This window comes from Thiomicrolovo sp. ZZH C-3 (genome assembly GCF_054862725.1).
In genome coordinates, this window is the sequence record NZ_JBTKXX010000009.1 from 1 (window position 1) to 1,370 (window position 1,370).

2 pseudogenes are annotated in these 1,370 nt (G+C 57.6%); both read right to left on the reverse strand.

The window, feature by feature from the left end:
* Positions 1-327, reverse strand: a pseudogene (locus ACXWTF_RS13410) (ammonium transporter); the annotation flags it as partial.
* Positions 328-364: 37 nt separating this feature from the next.
* Positions 365-1,273, reverse strand: a pseudogene (locus ACXWTF_RS13415) (ammonium transporter); the annotation flags it as partial.
* Positions 1,274-1,370: the final 97 nt, after the last annotated feature.

The window sequence follows — 1,370 nt, forward strand, 5'->3', positions numbered from 1 at the left end:
CTGACCCATACGGTCGCCGCTTGCTTTGAGCGGACCGTCCCAGAGGAGGTCCTGATCGTTCAGCGCGAAGATACCCGTAGCGATCGCACCCCACAGACCAGCAAGGAAGTGGATACCGAAGGCATCGAGGCTGTCGTCGTAGCCCAGTTTCTTTTTCAGGATCGCGACACCGAAGAAGCCGATGAGTGCACCGACGATACCGACGATGAAGGCACCGCCGACACCGACGAAGCCGGCGGCCGGCGTGATCGCGACGAGACCGGCAACGATACCGGAAGCGACACCGAGCAGGGTCGGTTTCTTGAACATGAACCACTCGATCAGCATCCAGGTGACACCCGCAGCTGCCGTAGCGATCNACACCGACGAAGCCGGCGGCCGGCGTGATCGCGACGAGACCGGCAACGATACCGGAAGCGACACCGAGCAGGGTCGGTTTCTTGAACATGAACCACTCGATCAGCATCCAGGTGACACCCGCAGCTGCCGTAGCGATCGTTGTTGTCAGAACCGCGAGACCTGCGATAGCGTTTGCGCCGAATGCGGAACCGCCGTTGAAGCCGTACCAGCCGAACCACAGCAGGGCTGCACCGGCAGCAGTCAGGATGATGCTCACCGGCTTGATCGGAGATTTCGGGTAACCTGCACGTTTACCGAGCATGATCGCCAGGACCAGACCGGCCAGACCGCCGTTCATGTGGACAACCGTACCGCCGGCGAAGTCAAGGGCACCTTCATCGAAGAGGTAGGCACCGTCGCCGCCCCATACCATGTGCGTAATCGGTGCGTAGACCACCAGGCCCCAGAGGACAACGAAGAGCATCCATGTGGAGAACTTCATACGCTCGATCGCGGAACCGGACGCGATCGCAACGGTGATCGCTGCGAACGTACCCTGGAAGGCGATGAAGACGAAGGTCGGGTAGCTGCCGGACAGGTCAGACCAGTTGATACCGGAAAGGAAGACGTTGCCGAAGCCGCCGAACACGTTCTGCAGTGCTGCGCTCTCGCTTGCACCGAAGGCGATGGAGTAGCCTGCAATGACCCAGACCACAAAGGCAACGACAAATGCACCCATGACCATTGCATAGGTATTAAGCACGTTCTTTGAACGTGTCATCCCGGCGTAAAAGAGTGCCAGACCTGCCGGCGTCATCAGCAGTACGAATGCTGTTGACACCATCATCCAGGCCGTATCACCTGTATCGAGCGTATCCTCTGCCAGCGCCAGCGTCGGCAGAAGCATCATCATGGACAAAAGCCACTTCTTCATTGGTTAATCCTTTTTTCGCAGCCTTGACTGCGGAAGTTTCATGAAAATAGTATACAATTTTGTCGGCTTTTTGTTCGGTATGGGTGGTTATTTTTTA